Here is a 15,903-nt window from a genome sequence, read left to right on the forward strand (position 1 = left end):
TATTAACCATTATAAACCCATCTGCAAAAAACATAAAATATTTTGCAGACATTCATTATAATATGTTGAATAAAATACTATTGGCATCTGGTATTATCCAGTGCTGCTTATGCAATATCCAGGCTCAGAGTGCCGGAGCACATCCTGTCTATACCTCAGAATGGGGTCACCTTTATCGTGAAAATGGAAATAATAAGGATCTTTTAGGAATATTTTCTACCGAAGCACCAGTTTATGTTCTGGATTCTACCCAAACACAATATAAAGTACAGGTAAGTAACGGAGATATTGGTTTTATAGACCGCCAGTCTTTGCAAAAGTCTATGCGCGGAAAAAAATCTGCTGGCGAACCGGTTCAGTATTTCTATCGCGGAACACAAGGGTATCAATGTCCACATTTCTATGTACAGGTATCAGAACTTCGGGTAAGAAAAGCGCCTACCACAGAAAGTATGGCAACCCGCAGAGCTCCATTGAATGAGCTGCTTTGTATTGATTATGTCCCTTTATATCAGGATGGATGGGTATATATTGGTGATCATTTCCACGAAAATCCTGAATATATTCAAATGAAATATCTCGGTGGTGAACTTACTTATGATAAAGTTCTGAAAGAATATCTGGCTGTAAAGGGCAAAAACCAGGAAAAAGAACTGACCCAAGTTGGAAGATTGCGTGAAATAGCATGGACTGAAGATAAAAACCTTAAACAAGCATTGAATTATTGGAAAGAATCTTACACCCATGCGGGAATAGAAAACCCAAAGATAGATATCGACTTTGAACTTCTTCTGGCGGATCAATTTGCTAAAAAACCATCCACAGAAGCTTATGAAAAAAAGCTGAAAGCTTTGGATATGCATTTTGTATGGAAGGAAACCCAACTTTTTGACGGAAAAATCACAGATGCACAGGTAAAGCAATTGGAAATGCAGAAAATAAAAGAGATTCCCAATACACCCGAATGTGGCTGGGAACCTCAATATTTTTATAAAAATCCTAATATTATAGTTGCTTTTGAAGAATACAAAGGAAAAGTTTCCGGAAGTATCTACAAAATGACCTTTAGCAATGGTGAAGCTGTGGTTCTAGGAAAAGAGCGCATGGATTCTAATTATGATGAAAAGAATTTTGTGACCCGTTTTGGTGATTTGCTTTCTTCACGCTGGATTTCCTCTCCACATGAATATCACATTCAGAATGGAGATGCAGGACTCTTTATTTTCACTTTTAAAGATGGAAAGCTTTTCAGTTATGAATGCATGTTTTATTGTTAGAAAATTTTAATCATTTACTATAAGCCGAAACTTAGAAATAATAAAGACATATTTTCCTACAATCGTGATTAAATTTTAAAGCTGTATCTTTACCATACCAAACAAAATATTACAATATGTCATTTATTACACCAGAAGGAGCCAGGAAGGCTCAGTTATCCCTATCTGAAAGAGCACCCGTTGCTCATGCAGTTCTCTCCGGGGAGGAGAATATTTCGAAATACAACAGTGGAGTATGTCATGATGTGGTAGCTTATGCATTGTATTTACGTGGCGCCAGAATAAGTCCTACTCAGCTTGCAGAATCAGCAGGACAAAAATGGTTAACATTATTCAATTATCCGGCAGGAGAAAAATGGGATGGATATTCACCCATTCCGGCAGGAAAAGCCATTGGTTTCTACAGACTTATTGATAAAACGTTCTTTCACTCTGCTATAACTACAGGAAACGGAAATGAAATAAGATCTGTTAACGGATTTTCATTAGGATCCGCGTGGTCTGTACCTGTAGATATGAAATGGGTATTAGGCAAAAGAAATTCTGATGGTACCTTCAATTACGACGGGACCAAAATAGAAGTTTACATCTCTTCTTTATAACACCTTATAAAAAAGGTAAAAAGGCAGATAAGCAAATTCGCTTTTCTGCCTTTTTATTTTTATGCATCAGCACATTTCGGGCAGATCCCGCTGATAATAAAATTAAATTCCTGTGCAATAAAGTGCTCCGGTAAACTGATTTCCGGAATTGCATTTTCAATACACGTCACGGAATGACATTCTTTACAATTAAAATGAACATGATTGTGAAAATGCTGTTCATGAGTACATTTCCCACTACATTTTGCAAAATTTACCACACCGTCGATATTAACGATCTTGTGTATTGCACCTTCGTTTTCAAGCCTTTCCAACACCCTGTAAATGGTTACTCTATTGCACAGATCTCCCAGTGTCTTCTGAATATCAGAGTGGGTAAGTGCAACATCTGAACCATTAATAAGGTTTAAAATTTCAGTTTTGGCATGTGTATTTCTGACCTGTTTCATATTTTAATGCAACAAAGTTGCGTTGTTTAGTTTTTTATTTTTACTTTTGCAACAAAGTTACGATAAGAAAATTAATCCATACTATTATGAAATCAAAAATTCTTGATGCTGTAGGAATCTCCGCTGCTGTTTTATGCCTGATTCATTGTATTGTCTTTCCATTATTACTAATTGTTCCCTTGGGAATATCGCACAATCCCTATATTGATTTGACTTTCCTTTGTATTGGAGCAGTTGTAGTATTCAGAATAACAAAAAAAATGGAAAACCGATGGCTGAAGCTTCTATTCTGGATCTCCATTGGTCTCATTTCCGTTTCTATACTGACAGATTTCCTGTTTGAAGTCCATATTCCTCTGATTTATGTTGGAGCTGCAGGTTTAATTACAGGTCATATCATCAATTTTAAAAATCATAAACATTCAGAACATGACTAAGAAACTTCCTGTAACAGTACTCAGCGGATTTTTGGGAGCTGGTAAAACCACATTACTGAATCATATTCTGCACAACAAACAGGGCTTAAAAGTAGCCGTTATTGTGAATGATATGAGTGAAATTAATATTGATGCCCGCGTTGTTAAAAATCAAAATACCCTTTCAAGAACAGAAGAAAAGCTGGTGGAAATGAGTAACGGATGTATTTGCTGTACACTCCGTGAAGATCTGATGATAGAAGTTGAACGTCTGGTGCATGAAAACCGTTTTGATTACCTCCTTATCGAAAGTACGGGAATCAGTGAACCCATTCCTGTTGCTCAAACCTTTACTTATATTGATGAAGAAAGTGGAATAGATCTTTCCCGTTTCAGTTATGTAGATACCATGGTAACCGTAGTAGACTGTTTTAATTTTATGAAAGATTTTGGTTCTAATGAATTGTTAATGGATCGGGATCTTACCGATATGGAAGGAGATTACAGAACCATTGTCAACCTTCTGACCGATCAGATTGAATTTGCCAACGTAATTATTTTAAATAAAACAGATCTCATAGACACTGAAACACTCGGCTTTTTAACAGCTGCTATAAAGAAACTGAATCCAGACGCTGCTCTTTTACATTCTGAATTTGGAAAAATTGAGCCTCAAAAGATTTTAAATACCCAGCTTTTTGATTTTGATAAAGCACAGTCATCAGCCGGCTGGCAAAAGGAATTACAATCTGATCATCATACACCCGAAACTGAAGAATATGGAATAAGTTCATTCGTTTTCAGAGATAAAAAACCATTCCATCCTTTAAGACTTTGGGAATACTTAAATCATCATTATCCGGAAGGAGCCATCAGGGCTAAAGGATTGTTCTGGCTGGCTTCAAGACCCGATGATGCCTTAAATTTTTCTCAGGCCGGAGGTTCTTTTAGACTTGAAAAAGCTGGAGTTTGGTGGTGCAGTATGCCTATGAATCACAGGATACAATATTCTTCATTTGCAGAAAATCAGGAATTTATTGAAAGCCGATGGGATAAAAACTGGGGTGATAGAATCAATGAGCTTGTATTCATCGGACAGAATCTGGATAAAGATCAAATGTTATCAGATCTTCAGTATTGTCTTATTAATGATAATGAAAAGGAAATGTTTGATCAAAAGTTGACTTTTGAAGATCCGTTTCCAAAGAATATTTAAAATTAACTTTTAATTAATGCAACTAAGTTTCAATAGAAAACTAAATACAATACCTTACAGCATTATTTTAAAAACAATATGGACAGAAGAAAATTTCTAAAAGGTTCAGCATTACTTTCAAGCTTATTGACCTTATCACCCTCCGATCTGTGGAGCTTCGGGAAGAATACTGAATTGCATCAGAAAGGAAAAGCAAAGAATATCATCTTCATGGTAAGTGACGGGATGAGCCTTGGGACACTTTCAATGGCAGATTTATATTCAAGGAATATTTTGGGAAAAGGAAGCAACTGGATGAATCTGTACCATGACAAAAAGGTAACCCGTGCTTTAATGGACACTGCTTCAGCAAGCTCAATTGTAACGGATTCAGCAGCTGCAAGTTCTGCTTTTGGAGGAGGAATAAGGGTAAAAAACGGAACTTTGAATATGGGAGCTAACGGTGAAAAACATCTTCCCATATGGCAGAAATATAAAAAAGCTGGAAAGAAGGCAGGCTGCGTAACAACAGTTACAATTACTCATGCTACGCCCGCAGGTTTTTGTGTCAATTCTTCGAAGAGAAATGCCGAACCTCAAATTGCTGAAATGTACGCCGGGCTAGAGCTGGATGTACTCTTAGGAGGCGGAGATGAATTTTTTAATCCTGCCAAAAGAGAGGATAAAAAAGATCTTTATTCTTTTTATCGCCAGAAAGGTTATCGGATTCTAAAAACACAAACCGATCTGAAAGAAATCAGAAAAGGAGAGAAGCTATTAGGAATATTTAGTACAGGAGCATTGCCTTACAGTATTGACAGAAGTCATCTTCCAGACCTAAAAAATACTCCGACTCTTGCAGAAATGGCTCATACAGCTATCAATCAAATGAAAGATCATCCGGAAGGTTTTGTTCTTCAGATAGAAGCAGGAAAAGTAGACTGGGCTGCTCATGCCAACGATGTTGCCGCACTTATTCATGATCAGCTTGCATTTGATGAAGCAGTAAAAACCGTTATGGATTTTGCTGAAAAAGACGGAAATACTTTAGTCATCATCACTACAGATCATGGGAATGCCAATCCCGGAACAATTTATGGGACAGATGCAACCAAGAATTTCAACAGTATTTCAGACTACAAATACACCAATGAATATATTCTGAACAATATTCACAAAGAATATTCAGCAAAAGATATAAAAGACTGGATTTATGAAGGCAACAAAGTCATACTGAATGATGATGAAGCCAAACATCTTCTTAGTTTTTACAACGGTCTTGAGAAAGAAGAAGGATTGTATAATTATAAGAAACTTCCTTTTAAACTTTACTCGGAAATTCAGAAAAACAGAAATTCTGTAGGATGGATCAGCATGGATCATTCTGGAGATTATGTAGAAGTGGCTGCTTATGGACCAGGAAATGAACTTCTGCAGCCTTTTATTAAAAATACGGATCTCCATGATCTGATGCTGAAGACCTGTATAATATAAACATTCATATTTTTTCATATTTAATTATTTGGGAGATACGAGGCGGATTGATTGTGTCCGCCTTGTTTTTTTGCATATTACTCTTCATATTGATTAAAATTCATCCAGAATTATTATAAATAAACACACATATACCTTTATTGAAAATTATACTTTAAGGAAATAAAATTATTTCGTATTTTGGTTTACTTATTAAAATAATAATTTAAACCGCTTATGAATGTTTAAAATTTAAACATTAAGCCACTGATTATCATTTTTTAATAATGTGAAAATAAAAATCTCTAACCGATGAAATAATATATGGAGAAGTACCCAATTCCAGAGAATGAAGAAGGTAGAATGAAGAAACTGGAGTTTTTTGATCTTTTAAATCTGGAAAAAGATCCCCAGTTAGACATTTTTGCTGAAACAGCATGCCTGGTGACAGACTGCCCTGCGGCACTTATCGCTATGATGGAAAGCGAAACCCAGACCATCCAAAGCTGCGTGGGCCTTGCTCTTGATTTTGTAGACAGAAAAAGTACTTTATGCCAGTATTCTGTAGCAAATGGAGATATTGTAATTATTAATGACACTTTGCTAGACGAAAGATCTTCTGATAATCCGCTTATTCTGGCAGGTGAGATCCGTTTCTATGCAGGAGTCCCCCTCATAGACGATGAAGGTTTTGTACTGGGCACCATCTGCGTTATTGATTATAAGCCTAAAACCCTTACAGGAGACCAGATCTCAACTCTGAAAAAAATTGGAGAAGCGATTACTAAAGTTCTGATGGGAAAGAGAAAAAATATTCAGGCCGAGTATTTTCAGCAAACCTTCAGTATTTCCAATAATCTAATCTGCGTTCTTGATAAAGATTTCAAACTGAAAGATATTAACCCAGCCTTTGAAAAGACTTACCAAATAAAGAAAAGCCAAGTTCTAGACCACAATTTTTCGGATATTTTAGGAAGTCATAATTCTCAATTGCAATTACTGGCTAAAAATCTTCCGGAGAATGATGAAGAAGTAACATTTACTACCTCTACACCTATTGATGACACCCAAAACATCATTGTAGAATGGTACCTGAAGCTTAATCAGAATCACTCTGAAATTTTCTGCTTCGGAATCGATATTTCCCAGCGTATTGAAGAAAAACTTAAGTTGGAAAGCTCTGAACGCCGATTCAGAAGTTTCTTCGAAAATGCAATAGGCTTAATGAGCATGCATGATATGGAAGGTAATATCACTGCTGTTAATGAAAAAGGTAGAGAAACCCTGCAATATTCTCCGGAAGAAGTAGAAGGACTGAATTTAAAAGATCTGGTTCCTGAAAAAAACTGGCCGCTCCTTGAACAATATCTGGAGCGGATCAATAAGAATCATGAAGATTTCGGAACCATGATTCTGAAAACAAAAGGCGGAGAGGAGGTGATCTGGATGTATCACAATCTTGTGGAAATCAACAAAGAAGGAAAACCTTATGTAGTAAGCACTGCATTGAATGTTACGGAAAGAATGACTCTGGAAAAAGATCTTGTTCAAACCAAAAAAATGCTGGAACAGACAAGTGCTGTAGCCCAGGTGGGAGGATGGGAAGTCAATCTTAAAAACAATACCGTAATATGGTCACAGTCTGCGAGAGAAATTCATAAAATAGATAAAACATTCCAGCCTGATTTTGAAAATGCATTGGGTTTTTATAGCGAAAGCAGCAGAGAAAAACTGACCTACTTATTTGAAAGAGCTGTAAAGGAAGGCATTCCTTACGATGAAGAACTCCAGCTTGTACGCAATGATGGGGTAATGATCTGGGTAAGAGTAAAAGGAATTCCTGAGTTTGAAGAAGGAGTGTGTATCAGAGTATTTGGGATTATTCAGGATATCAATACTTTTAAAAATATTTACCTTGAACTTGCTAAAAAAGAAGCTATGCTGCAATCATTTGTGACTTATGTGCCAGCTACAGTAGCAATGTTTGACAAAGATCTCAATTACCTTTCTGTAAGCAGCAGCTGGAAAGAGGAGTTCCAGATGAATGATATCAGGCTCATTGGAGAAAATATGTTTAAAATTTCCCCTAATGTACCAGATGAAAGGATAAAAATATATCAGGACGCACTGGCTGGAAAGGCCTATAAAAATGAAGACATGGTGATAGAAGTTCCCGGAAAAGGAATTATTCAGCATTATAACGTAGAGGTTACACCGTGGTATCTTTCCAATCATATTCTCGGTGGAATTATTGTCTCAGCACAAAACATTACCGCATCAGTAGTAATCAATAAAGAACTTAAAAATGCCAAGAAAATGGCTGATATTGCTAATAAAGCAAAGTCAGAATTTCTAGCCAATATGAGCCATGAAATCCGAACTCCACTAAACGGCGTAATCGGTTTTTCTGACCTTCTGTTAAAAACACCATTGAACGAAATACAGACACAGTATCTCAATTATATCAATGAATCCGGAGAAAACCTATTGAACATCATCAATGATATTCTTGATTTTTCTAAAGTAGAATCCGGTAAAATGGATCTTTTAATTGAGAAATCCAACGTATACGATATTGTAAGCCAGGTTATCAATGTAATTCTGTACCAGTCACAGAAAAAGAACATAGAACTGCTTTTAAACCTAGAACAGGGACTGCCGGAAACAATCTGGCTGGACGAATCAAGGCTTAAACAGATTCTGATCAACCTTCTCGGAAATGCAGTAAAGTTTACACAACAGGGAGAAATTGAACTCAAAGTAGAAAAACTCAATATTGACAGTAAAGATATCACATTGAGGTTCTCAGTCAGAGACACCGGAATTGGTATTCCTAAAGAAAAACAGCAGTTTATTTTTGATGCCTTCACCCAGGAAAACAGTTCTATCAGCAAACGTTATGGCGGAACAGGACTTGGACTTACCATTTCAAACAATATTCTTAAATATATGGGAAGCAGCCTGTCTTTGGTGAGCGAAGTACAGAAAGGCTCTGTTTTCTATTTTGATATTCAGATTCCTTATGAAATGACAGAACGTCGCGAAGAAGATGATCTTAAAATAAACAGCGTATTGATTGTTGATGACAACGAAGCCAACAGAGTGATTCTTCAGCATATGCTTGCCTATAAAAATATAGATTCAAAACTTGCGGCCAATGGTATGGAAGCTCTTCAGATACTTTTAGCCGGAGAGCGTTTCGATGTTATTCTTATGGATTACCACATGCCAATTATCTCCGGATTGGAAACTATAGAAAAAATCAAGGAACTTTTTAGCAGACAAAATGAATCATCTCCTCTGATTATTCTTCATACTTCTTCTGAAGAACATGATGTGATCAATTCGTTCCGCCAGGAAAATAATTCATTCTTCCTACTTAAACCTATTAAATCCGAAGAACTGTATAAAACCTTGAAACAAGCAGTAAGAAATACAGAAAAAGAGATCAGCACACCCGTACAGCCGGAAACAGAAGCTTCATTACTAATGCAGGCTCCTCAGGTTCTGCTGGTAGATGACAACCCTGTCAACATGGTTCTGAACCATAAAATGATGCGTTCACTGATTCCGGATGCCGAACTCACAGAAGCCACAGATGGTTTGCAGGCATGGAATCAATGCAAAGAAAAAATATTCAATATTATTTTAATGGATGTTCAGATGCCTGTAATGGATGGTATTGAGGCTACAAAACAAATCCGTTTGCTGCCTGGCTATGCACAGATTCCGATTATTGGCGTGACGGCCGGAAATGTTCTGGGTGAAAAAGAAAAATGTATGGATTGCGGAATGAATGATTTTCTGCCTAAACCTTTAAGACAGGCTGATCTTTTGGAAATGCTTAAGAAATACATCATGAATAAAAATCATACTGCTTCTGAGGATTCTTTTGATCAGACAAAATATCTGGATCTCAAACTACTGAATGAACAGACAGGTGATGATGATGATGATTTCAGAAAAATATTTTTGGATCTTGTAATACAGGAACTTACTCAGGCTGAAGAAAATATCAAAAAAAATGTAATCGAAAAAAATGCAGCAGACTTAAAAAAAGTTCTCCATAAACTCAAAGGAACTTCCGGAACTGCAGGCTTAATAAAACTTACAGAATCTACAGCCGACTGGGAAAGAAAAACAGATTCAAATATGGATTTCCCATCCATGGAACAGGAAATTATCCGGGAAATAACAACAGGACTTCAATTAATAAAAAATTTAATACCATAAAAAACTAAAACTATGTTGATTCTAATCGCTGAAGACGACGAACTCATTCTAAAAACGATAGAGCACAAATTATTAAAAGAAGGACATGAAGTGATCCTTACCCGCAACGGTAAGGACGCCATAGAAACCCTTAAAACCCAGAAAGTAGATCTGGCTATCACAGATATTATGATGCCGTTTGCTTCAGGAATTGAAATACTTTCAGCCATCAAAACCATGGAAAAGCAGATACCCGTAATTATGCTTTCCAGTATGGGGCAGGAGGAAGTAGTGCTGAATGCTTTTGATCTCGGAGCTGCCGATTTTATTGTAAAACCATTCAGTCCCAATGAATTGATATTAAGAATTAAAAGATTTTCAAAATAAACGACAGTCATGTTTCTCACCACTTCCGTGCATTTTCTTTTTCTCGTTTTTCTGGGAATGCTTTCTCTGGTACTTTTACTGATCATAGCAGTACTCATTTATAGCTTTTATCAGTACAAAGAATCTGTTCAGGTCATCAAATGGTCTGAGGTGATTAACAAAAGAATCTCAGAAGTGATTGTTTATGATGAAGAAAAGTCCATAGATAATAGTTTTTCAACAGCATCCGGCAATTCTTTATTCAGAAATTTATTCCTACAAAAACTGGCAGAATCTGAAAAGAAATTTTCCGGAGCAGCACAAAATAAACTAAAAAACTTATTCCAGAAATATAACCTGCAGGAAGATGCCTCAAAAAAACTCAGTCAGAAAAAGGAACATTTGATTGCAGGAGGAATACAGGAGCTTACAGCTATGAATGTAAAGGATGCATTGCCAAAAATCTCAACCTTTTTAACCCATCCTTCACCACAGGTTTATCAGGAAGCACAATACGCAATGGTGAGTTTTAAAGGGTTTGAAGGACTTCATTTCCTTAGCAGCATTTCATCCAGAATATCAGAATGGCAACAGCTTCGTTTGCTCCTTTCAATCAGCAATATTCCCGAAAATTCTGATGATAATATTAAAAACTGGATGGAAAGTTCTAACGATTCTGTGGTTATTTTCACGCTCAGATTATTAAAAAAATTTCAGATATTATCTCTCTACCCTACAGTCATTGATTTGTTGAATCATCCTTCCATTGAAGTACGTATGCAGGCAGTACAGACCTTATTGTCTCTGGAAAATTCTTCAACTATTACCCGTCTTATGGAAGCTTACCCCCATCAGCCTGTTGAAGTTCAGAAAGAAATCCTTAAGGTCATGAAAAAATCAAAAGATCACTGCTCTACAGAATTTTTGAAAGATCAATTGCTTAATAATACTGATTCCGGGGTAAAAGTACATGCTGCAGAAGCCTTATGTTCTCTGGAAAAGAAGGGATACCTGATAGAAATATCCAAAATGGAGACTTCCTCAGAAGAATTAATACAAATTATTAAATACGCAATACAGGAAAAAGAATGGTAGAATTCTCACATATCTTATACGAAATTGTTATTTGGCTGTTCCTTATTTACGGAGCAGCCGTAACCCTTATCTATGGATGGATAGGAATTTATGCACTTGGAGCTGTTCTGCGTTATAAAAAAGAAAATACATTTACCGATTACAGTATTATTGCGGCCAATCCTAATGCACCGGTATTCAGTGTTATTGCACCAGCGTATAACGAAGGAATGACCATTGTAGAAAATGTGCGTTCCTTATTATCCCTTTACTATCACAATCTGGAAATCATCATTGTTAATGACGGAAGTAAAGATGATTCCATGCAAAAGCTGATCGAAGCATATGAATTGGAATCTATAGCTTACTTCATTCAGGGAAAGATAGAAACCAATGCAGTAAGAGGGGTTTATAAAAGTAAAAATCAGGCCTTTAAAAAACTGATCGTAGTTGATAAAGAAAACGGAGGAAAAGCGGATGCTTTGAATGTGGGAGTTAATATTTCTTCCGGCGAATACCTTGTTTGTATAGATGTAGACTGTATTCTGGAACAGGATGCGATTCTGAAACTCGCAAAACCTATGCTGGAACAAACCGATAAAAAGTTCATCGCCTGTGGTGGCGTAATTCGTCTTGCCAATAACTGCGTAATAGAAAATGGTAAAATAGTAAGTGTCAACATGCCGAAAACCCTTTTGGGCAGAACTCAGGCATTAGAATACATAAGAGCTTTTGTACTTGGACGCATGGCCTGGTCACGTGCTTCAGGATTAATTCTGATCTCCGGAGCTTTTGGAGTATTTGATAGAAAAATAGTGCTGGCATGTGGTGGTTATGATAAAAATACAGTGGGAGAGGACATGGAGCTGGTAGTAAGAATGAGAAAGTACATGGAAGAAAGGAAGGAACCTTATGAAGTGCTTACCATCCCGGATCCCTTATGCTGGACAGAAGTTCCTGAATCCAAAGATATCCTGAGAAAACAAAGAAACAGATGGATGCGCGGAACTATGGAAACCCTTTGGAAGCACAGAAAGCTGATGTTCAATCCCAAATACGGAAAATTAGGAATGATCAGTCTTCCATATTGGTTTTTCTTTGAATTTCTGGGTCCGCTGATCGAATTTTCAGGGTATATTATTTTTATAGTTTTTCTATTGCTGGGCATTATCAACTGGCCGTTCTTTACTGTTCTTTTTGCCCTTGTTATCTCAATGGGATTCCTTTATTCTATATATGCAATTCTTGTGGATCTTGTAAGTCATCAGGTGTATACCAAAAGAAAAGACTTTCTTACACTGATTGTTACAGCCTTTTCAGAACCCTTCTATTTTCATCCCATAGTAGTAAAAGCAGGAGTGAACGGATTTATAGATTATTTCAAAAAATCCCATGGCTGGGGTGAAATGACAAGACAGGGATTCAATCAAAGTACCCAGCATTTACCTTTAAAAGAAAGAATTTTTGCTATTCTTAAGTCAGGACTTAAAAAATGGGGAATACTGGCTCTGATTTTCTTTGTTTTATTTTCAATAGGTGTTACAGCAGAATGGTTATGGTATCGGTATACTTTTCCAAAATTTGAAACATCGGGCATTGCCGCTCATCTTTTTGGAGAGAATGTCCTTTTTGCCCTTAAGCTGACTTTCTGTGCGGGACTTGTTTTCCTGATTATCAATTTCATCAAAGAAGGCTGGGCAAAAATGCTGGCGATGATAATCTTACCTCTTGTAGTAGTTACCCAATACATTTTATTCCTGTATTTTTCTGAAACCCATAATGTTTTGGGAGCAGATCTGTTATACTACAGCAAAGAAGAGATGAAACAGATTTTGCAGGCAAGTGGAATGCTTAATTTTAAGAATTTTGCCCTGCTGGGAATTTTAATTGCAGTATCTTTCATTCCCTTGTGGATTGCCGGAAAAACAGCTTTAAAATCAATATATCCGGGAATTATATTGCTATTCTTAGGATTAGCAGCCTTTTTCATTCCTTCCAGAATGCTGGACACTCAAGCTTTGATTTCCGGTAGTGAATTCAATCAAAATGCGGCAAAAAGCAAGTGGGCCTATTTCTTTATATCCAATGAAGATAACTTTATCAGCGAGCATCCGGAACTGAATGAATTACTCAGTGAAAATGATGATTTCACTGCCAATCCGGAGATGCTGGATAAAAATTTCCCATTCTGGAGGAAAGAAAATACTTCAGATTTTTTAGGACCCTACTTTAACAGGTCTGAGAAAGTTCCCAATCTTGTATTCCTTGTGATGGAAGGGTTCGGGCATGCTTATACTTCTCCTAAAGGGTATATCGGAAACTTCACTCCTTATCTCGATTCCTTATCTCATAAAGGCTTATATTGGGAAAACAGCCTAAGCTCGGCAGGAAGAACATTCGGAGCTTTGCCATCATTAACGGGATCACTTCCTTTTGGAAAAAATGGATTTCTGGAAATAGAAAAAACACCGGAAAACTTCAATCTTTATAACATCCTTAAAGCCAACGGATTTGAAACAGGATTCTACTACGGAGGCCATGTGTCATTTGACCGTTATCGTGAATTCCTGGAATACAGCGGAGTGGACCATATCATAGATGAAGCCGAGTTCAGCAGTCCGTATCGTAAACTTCCCGCAAATAACGGAGAAAGTTGGGGATATGAAGACCAGGCAGTTTTGGGTAAAATGCAGCAACAGCAAAAACCACAGAACAAACCTTATTTCAATATGATTCTTACCCTTTCAACCCATAATCCTTTTTTAATCAACAATAAAGATCATTATGAAAAACTGTATAATCAAAGGCTTAATTCTGGGATTTTAACTCCGGAACAGAGAAAATGGGCTGCCAGTCATAAAGATCAGCTGATTTCAGTGCTTAATGCTGATGATGCCATCAAAGGTTTTTTTGAGAGCTATAGTAAGCGTCCGGACTTCAGGAATACCATCTTTGTTATCACAGGAGATCACAGTATGCCTGAAATTACTTTACAGTCCAAGATTGACAGATTCCATGTGCCTTTATTGATCTATTCTCCATTATTAAAAGAATCAAAACGTTTTTATAAAACAGTAAGTCATTTTGATATTGCCCCGTCTATTTTAGCCTATTACAGGAATAATTATCAAATTCAGACACCAGCTACCATAACATGGGTAGGAAGGGGATTTTCTCAAGACTCCGAAATCAGCAAAACCGGAATACCAATGATGCAGAGTAAAAGCCAGCTTATTGATTTTGTATCTGAAAAATATTATATCCACGACGGACAGCTTTTTAACCTGAAAGATCTCGAAGAAGATCCCTCCAATAACGCAGCAGTCTTTAGTAAAATCAATGGCAGATTCAATCAGTATAAAAGCATGAATTCTAAGTTTTTTTCCACGAAAAAACTGATGCCGGATTCGGTAATGGCTAACTTTAAGAAAAAAACAAAATCAAAGTTTTAAAACTTTCTGGTATAGCCTAAAGTAACATCAAACTGATTTCCTTTCTCTCCCGGACGGTATTCCTGGTTATAATACATTGTACCCACGGAAAACAGGTTGGAATGGTATGAGAAATTGTATTCTGCACCTACTTTAAAGGTTTTGAGCTTAAAGGTTTCATTTTCCAGAAGGTTATTACGGTATTCTTCCGGACTGATCCCGGTTCCAATTTGAAAAGCAAAATAATCCTGGGCTCCTTTCGTATAATATCTTACAGTTCCGGTATAAGAATGCGAAATATTTTTGCTGCCGGGAGTAATATAAGTACGCAGATTGAACCAGAAATTTTTATAATATTTACCTACAGCAGCGGTGTACATCCAAATACTGCTGCTAAAATACAACTGGCGGTAGCCCATTTCAGCTTCAAAACTATGAGGAAGATTGGCATTTAAAGAAACACCTGTACGGTATTTCGGAAACAGACCTACATCATCAGAGTATCCTCCGCCAACATACAGATAAAACATTTTGGAAAGTCTTGGATAGGCCTCCAGCTCAATCTGGGTACCACCCTGAGCAAATTTATTGGCATAGTTCCCACGAAGTATCACAGAACCGATAGGAGTAATCCTCTTATAACTTACACCTACAATATGCCAGTCATCATCAAACTGCTTGTCAAAATGAGAATAGTTGTAAATAATACCTACCGCATTTTTAGAATTAAGTTCATTTATTCTTACTGCAAGAGCTCTGGTTTCTGTATTTTTAGGATTGATGGATAATAGAGTGGTTATTACTTTATCAGCTTCATCATAATTATTCATCCCAAAATATACTTTTGCTTTCAACAAAAGCAATGCTTCAGATTTTGAGTGATAGGAAAGTCCTTTGTCCAGAATTTCAAGTGCCTTTGTATTCTGATCATTCCAATATTCCAATGAAGCATAAGCCAGAAAATAATCCTCATCCTGAACTTCTCTTCTTCCAAGATCCTCAAATACAGCTCTTGCTGCAACCAGATCTTTATTCCAGGCGTATACTCTGCCCAGAAAAACTGAAATATCTGTGTAATTGGGAGCTTTCTCCAGTGCCTCTTTAGCCAAAGCAATAGATGCAGGATAGTCTTTTTGTTCAAAAGCTGCATTTCTGGCTTTCACAAACAATTCATCAGCAGATAAGTTCTGCTGTCCATACATTGCAATTGGAAAAAATAGTGCTAATAAAAAGGTAGAATATCTCTTCATTGATGTGTTTTGTATTAATGAGCTACATCTTGTATCACAAATATATTGAACTTTTATCTCACAACCCAGAGATTATTAACCAATATTTATATTTTTTAGGTTATTATTCACTAAAACAATACACAACAAACATTTATGACGAAATAATTATCACCATA

At 36.6% G+C, this 15,903-nt stretch carries 11 protein-coding genes; 9 read left to right on the forward strand and 2 right to left on the reverse strand.

The window, feature by feature from the left end:
- Positions 1-62: 62 nt before the first annotated feature.
- The gene (locus tag ACM6F9_RS09120) at positions 63-1,277 is read left to right on the forward strand and encodes a hypothetical protein (RefSeq protein ID WP_414845426.1); all 1,215 of its coding nucleotides are present in this window, start codon (positions 63-65) and stop codon (positions 1,275-1,277) included.
- A 116-nt stretch (positions 1,278-1,393) separates the two neighbouring features.
- Complete coding sequence (locus ACM6F9_RS09125; protein WP_414845427.1) at positions 1,394-1,879, forward strand: hypothetical protein; 486 nt, start codon at positions 1,394-1,396, stop codon at positions 1,877-1,879.
- Between the two features lie 59 nt (positions 1,880-1,938).
- On the opposite strand, the gene ACM6F9_RS09130 is transcribed toward ACM6F9_RS09125, so the two are convergent.
- The gene (locus ACM6F9_RS09130; protein ID WP_414845428.1) at positions 1,939-2,328 is read right to left on the reverse strand and encodes a Fur family transcriptional regulator; all 390 of its coding nucleotides are present in this window, start codon (positions 2,326-2,328) and stop codon (positions 1,939-1,941) included.
- Between the two features lie 86 nt (positions 2,329-2,414).
- Here ACM6F9_RS09130 and ACM6F9_RS09135 point away from each other — a divergent pair, with 86 nt between their 5' ends.
- The 7 genes from ACM6F9_RS09135 (at position 2,415) to ACM6F9_RS09165 (ending at position 14,516) form a co-directional block, all read left to right on the forward strand.
- Positions 2,415-2,765 carry a MerC domain-containing protein gene (locus tag ACM6F9_RS09135; RefSeq protein WP_414845429.1) on the forward strand — a complete coding sequence of 117 codons (351 nt, stop codon included), beginning with the start codon at positions 2,415-2,417 and terminating at the stop codon, positions 2,763-2,765.
- Entirely contained in the window at positions 2,758-3,960 is a 1,203-nt protein-coding gene (locus ACM6F9_RS09140; protein ID WP_414845430.1) for a GTP-binding protein, read from the forward strand. The genes ACM6F9_RS09135 and ACM6F9_RS09140 overlap by 8 nt, the downstream gene beginning before the upstream one ends.
- A 78-nt stretch (positions 3,961-4,038) precedes the next feature.
- Positions 4,039-5,433, forward strand: coding sequence for an alkaline phosphatase (locus ACM6F9_RS09145; RefSeq protein ID WP_414845431.1), 1,395 nt, complete (start codon positions 4,039-4,041; stop codon positions 5,431-5,433).
- Between the two features lie 303 nt (positions 5,434-5,736).
- Positions 5,737-9,645 (forward strand): response regulator, encoded by a 3,909-nt coding sequence (locus ACM6F9_RS09150; RefSeq protein WP_414845432.1) that lies wholly within the window; start codon positions 5,737-5,739, stop codon positions 9,643-9,645.
- 12 nt (positions 9,646-9,657) lie between these two features.
- A complete protein-coding gene (locus ACM6F9_RS09155; RefSeq protein ID WP_414845433.1) occupies positions 9,658-10,011 on the forward strand; it encodes a response regulator transcription factor in 354 nt (117 codons plus the stop codon).
- A 9-nt stretch (positions 10,012-10,020) separates the two neighbouring features.
- Complete coding sequence (locus ACM6F9_RS09160) at positions 10,021-11,085, forward strand: HEAT repeat domain-containing protein (protein ID WP_414845434.1); 1,065 nt, start codon at positions 10,021-10,023, stop codon at positions 11,083-11,085.
- On the forward strand, positions 11,079-14,516 hold the full coding sequence (locus ACM6F9_RS09165; RefSeq protein ID WP_414845435.1) for a sulfatase-like hydrolase/transferase: 3,438 nt from the start codon (positions 11,079-11,081) through the stop codon (positions 14,514-14,516). Before ACM6F9_RS09160 ends, ACM6F9_RS09165 begins: the two co-directional genes overlap by 7 nt.
- On the opposite strand, the gene ACM6F9_RS09170 is transcribed toward ACM6F9_RS09165, so the two are convergent.
- Positions 14,513-15,745, reverse strand: coding sequence for a YaiO family outer membrane beta-barrel protein (locus ACM6F9_RS09170; protein ID WP_414845436.1), 1,233 nt, complete (start codon positions 15,743-15,745; stop codon positions 14,513-14,515). The two genes, ACM6F9_RS09165 and ACM6F9_RS09170, sit on opposite strands and share 4 nt — an antisense overlap.
- Positions 15,746-15,903: the final 158 nt, after the last annotated feature.

Origin of the sequence: Chryseobacterium sp. IT-36CA2 (assembly GCF_949767875.1) — a bacterium.
GTDB lineage: Bacteria > Bacteroidota > Bacteroidia > Flavobacteriales > Weeksellaceae > Chryseobacterium.

Coding starts and splice junctions, on each gene's coding strand:
- ACM6F9_RS09170 (WP_414845436.1), bottom strand. CDS start 15,745: ATGAAGAGATATTCTACCTTTTTATTAGCACTATTTTTTCCAATTGCA.
- ACM6F9_RS09150 (WP_414845432.1), top strand. CDS start 5,737: ATGGAGAAGTACCCAATTCCAGAGAATGAAGAAGGTAGAATGAAGAAA.
- ACM6F9_RS09145 (WP_414845431.1), top strand. CDS start 4,039: ATGGACAGAAGAAAATTTCTAAAAGGTTCAGCATTACTTTCAAGCTTA.
- ACM6F9_RS09130 (WP_414845428.1), bottom strand. CDS start 2,328: ATGAAACAGGTCAGAAATACACATGCCAAAACTGAAATTTTAAACCTT.
- ACM6F9_RS09125 (WP_414845427.1), top strand. CDS start 1,394: ATGTCATTTATTACACCAGAAGGAGCCAGGAAGGCTCAGTTATCCCTA.
- ACM6F9_RS09160 (WP_414845434.1), top strand. CDS start 10,021: ATGTTTCTCACCACTTCCGTGCATTTTCTTTTTCTCGTTTTTCTGGGA.
- ACM6F9_RS09155 (WP_414845433.1), top strand. CDS start 9,658: ATGTTGATTCTAATCGCTGAAGACGACGAACTCATTCTAAAAACGATA.
- ACM6F9_RS09135 (WP_414845429.1), top strand. CDS start 2,415: ATGAAATCAAAAATTCTTGATGCTGTAGGAATCTCCGCTGCTGTTTTA.
- ACM6F9_RS09165 (WP_414845435.1), top strand. CDS start 11,079: ATGGTAGAATTCTCACATATCTTATACGAAATTGTTATTTGGCTGTTC.
- ACM6F9_RS09120 (WP_414845426.1), top strand. CDS start 63: ATGTTGAATAAAATACTATTGGCATCTGGTATTATCCAGTGCTGCTTA.
- ACM6F9_RS09140 (WP_414845430.1), top strand. CDS start 2,758: ATGACTAAGAAACTTCCTGTAACAGTACTCAGCGGATTTTTGGGAGCT.